Origin of the sequence: Streptomyces sp. NPDC020362 (assembly GCF_040642095.1) — a bacterium.
In the GTDB taxonomy this organism is placed as follows: domain Bacteria; phylum Actinomycetota; class Actinomycetes; order Streptomycetales; family Streptomycetaceae; genus Streptomyces.
In genome coordinates, this window is sequence record NZ_JBFAET010000402.1 from 1 (window position 1) to 3,233 (window position 3,233).

Annotated in this window: 1 protein-coding gene; it reads right to left on the bottom strand. The window is 73.7% G+C overall.

Translation table 11 applies throughout. From position 1 onward, the window contains the following. The coding region (locus AB0H32_RS47500) for an SDR family NAD(P)-dependent oxidoreductase (RefSeq protein WP_361135719.1) at positions 1-3,200 on the bottom strand (3,200 nt) is incomplete at its 3' end. Positions 3,201-3,233 lie beyond the last annotated feature (33 nt).

The window sequence follows — 3,233 nt, forward strand, 5'->3', positions numbered from 1 at the left end:
ACGCCTTCGCCCCAGCCCGTGCCGTCGGCACCGGCCGCGAACGCCTTGCAGCGGCCGTCGGGCGACAGCCCGCGCTGCCGGCTGAACTCCACGAACAGGTCCGGCGTGGTCATGACGGTGACGCCCCCGACCAGGGCCATCGAGCACTCGCCGGTCCGCAGTGCCTGCGCGGCGAGGTGGAGGGCCACGAGCGACGACGAGCACGCCGTGTCGACCGTGACCGCCGGGCCCTCGAGGCCGAACGTGTAGGAGATGCGTCCGGAGACGACCGAGGCGGCCTTGCCGGTGAGCGCGTACCCCTCGATCTCCTCGGGAGCGTTGCGCAGCCCGTTGGCGTAGTCCTGGCCGTTGGTGCCGATGAAGACACCGGTGCGGCTTGCGCGGACGGACGCGGGGGCGATGCCGGCGCGCTCGAAGGCCTCCCACGCGGTCTCCAGCAGCAGCCGCTGCTGAGGGTCCATGGCCAGCGCCTCGCGCGGCGAGATCCCGAAGAGACCGGCGTCGAAACGGTCGGCGCCCTGGATGAAGCCGCCCTCGCGCGAGTACGTCTTGCCGGGCCGGTCGGGGTCGGGGTCGTAGAGCGCGTCGATGTCCCAGCCGCGGTCGGTGGGGAAGCCGGACATCGCGTCCCGGCCGGAGCTCAGCAGCTCCCACAGGTCCTCCGGCGACTGGACGCCGCCTGGGAAGCGGCAGCTCATGCCGACGATCGCGAGGGGCTCGTCGGCCGCGGCGGCGGCCGTCGCCTGCGCGGCGTCCGCCTCCGGCCCGTGCCGGCCGAGGAGTTCCTCGCCCAGGTGACGGGCGAGGGCGGTGGGGGTCGGGTGGTCGAAGACCAGGGTGGTGGGCAGCTTGAGGCCGGTGGCCGTGTTGAGCCTGTGGCGCAGTTCGACGGCGGTGAGCGAGTCGAAGCCGGTCTCGCGGAACGTCCGGTCGGCCTCGAAGGCGCCCATGCCCGCGTGGCCGAGCACCGTGGCGGCCTGCTCGCGGACCAGGTCCAGCAGGATGCGGCCCTGTTCCCCCGGCGTGGCGCCGAGGAGGCTCTGAACCAGCCCGGACGCGGGCACTTCGGCGCTCTGCGCGTCCTGGGCACGTGCTTCGAGGGCCCTGCGGGCCTCGGGCACGCCGTGCAGCAGCGGGCAGGGGCGCGTGCCGGCGAAGGCCGGGACGAAACGGTCCCAGTCCACGTCCGCGACGGTCACGGAGGTCTCGCCGTGGGTCAGCGCACCGTGCAGCACGGAGATCGCGGGAAGGGCCGCGATCGCCCGTACGCCGCGCCGCCGCAGGTGGTCACCGGCGGCGCCGTCGGCCATGCCTCCGTCCGCCCAGGATCCCCACGCGACGGCCAGCGCGGGCAGGCCCTGCGCGCGGCGCTGCTCGGCGAGGGCGTCGAGGAAGGCGTTCGCGGCACCGTAGGCGCCCTGGCCGCCGTTGCCCCAGACGCCGGTCATCGAGGAGAAGAGCACGAAGGCGTCGAGGTCCTGGCGGTCCCGGGTGAGCTCGTGCAGGTGGAGAGCGGCGTCCACCTTGGGGCGCAGCACGTGGTCGAGGCGCCCGGGCGTGAGCGATTCGACCAAGCCGTCGTCGAGCACGCCTGCGGTGTGCACCACGGCGTTCACGGTGTGCCGGCCGAACAACTCGGCAAGTGCGTCGCGGTCGGCCGCATCGCACGCGGCGACGGTGACCCGAGCGCCCAGCTCCTCCAGCTCCGCCTTGAGTTCGGCGGCGCCCGGGGCATCGGTGCCCCGGCGGCTGGTGAGCACCAGGTGCTCGGCACCGGCACCGGCGAGCCAGCGGGCGACGTGCCCGCCGAGGGCACCCGTACCACCGGTCACGAGCACGGTGCCGCGCGGCGACCAGGGTGCGTCCTCCGGTGCCGCGCTCTGCGGCGCACGCACGAGTCGGCGGCCGGACACGCCGGAGTCGCGTACGGCGAGCTGGTCCTCGTCGGCCTGGGCCAGCAGGCCGGCCAGGCGCTCCAGCGCGCGCGGGTCGAGTTCGGCGGGCAGGTCGACGAGCCCGCCCCAGCGCTGCGGCTGTTCCAGGGCGACGATCCTGCCCAGGCCCCAGAGCCGGGCGGAGACGGGGTCCGTCAGCAGGTCCGCGGTGCCGGTCGACACTGCGCCGGTGGTCAGGCACCACAGCGGGGCCTCGATCCCGGCGTCGCCGAGGGCCTGGACGAGCAGGACGAGCCGCTGGAGGGCGTCCGTCCCCGCTTCTCCCTGTGCTGCGGCGAACAGGATGCCGTCGGCCTGCTCGTGCCCTGCGTCGGCGAAGGCCCGGGCGAGCGCGTCGCGGTCGGTGTCCTCGCCCACGGCGAACGGTACGAGCGCGACGCCGAGTTCCGTGAGCCCGGCGCGGATCGCCTCGGTCCACGCGGTCTTCTCGGAGACCACGTAGAGCCAGGTCCCCGACGGAGCGGCCCCGGCAATGTCGCCGAGCGGCTGCCAGGTGATCCGGTAGCGCCAGCCGTCGGCGGTGGACTGCTCGCGCCGCTGCCGGCGCCAGGCGGACAGCTTGGGTGCGACCACGTCCAGTTCGGCGGGCTCCAGTCCCAGGAGCGCACCGAGAGATGCCCGGTCCTCGCTCTCGACGGAGTCCCAGAACTCGGCGTCCATCGCCTCCGGGGCGCCGGCGGTCGCCGCCCGAGGCGCGTCGAGCCAGTAGCGCTCGCGCTGGAAGGCGTAGGTCGGCAGGTCGACGCGGCGGGCGCCCGGGAAGAGCGCCTGCCAGTGGGGCGAGATGCCGTGGGTGTGCAACTGCCCGACGGCGGTGACGAGGGCGTACGGCTCGGGGCGGTCGGCACGCAGGGCGGGAACGGTGACGATGCCTGTGCCCTCGTCGAAGCAGCCCTGGGCGAGCGCGCTGAGGACACCGCCCGGACCGATCTCCACGAACGTGGTCACACCCAAACCGTGCAGGGTCTCGATGCCGTCGGCGAAGCGCACCGCCTCACGGACGTGCCGCACCCAGTACTCGGGGGTGTATGCCTCGACCAGGCGACCGGTGAGGTTCGAAACGACGGGAATCCGCGGCTCGTCGAAGGCCAGACCACGAACGACCTCCCCGAACTCCTCCAGCATCGGATCCATCAACGGCGAATGGAACGCGTGACTGACCTTCAACCGGGACGTCTTACGGCCCTGCTGCCGGAAGACCTCCGCGATTGCAGCGACCGCATCCTCGGCACCGGAGACCACCACGGACCCAGGCCCGTTGACCGCCGCGATACCGAC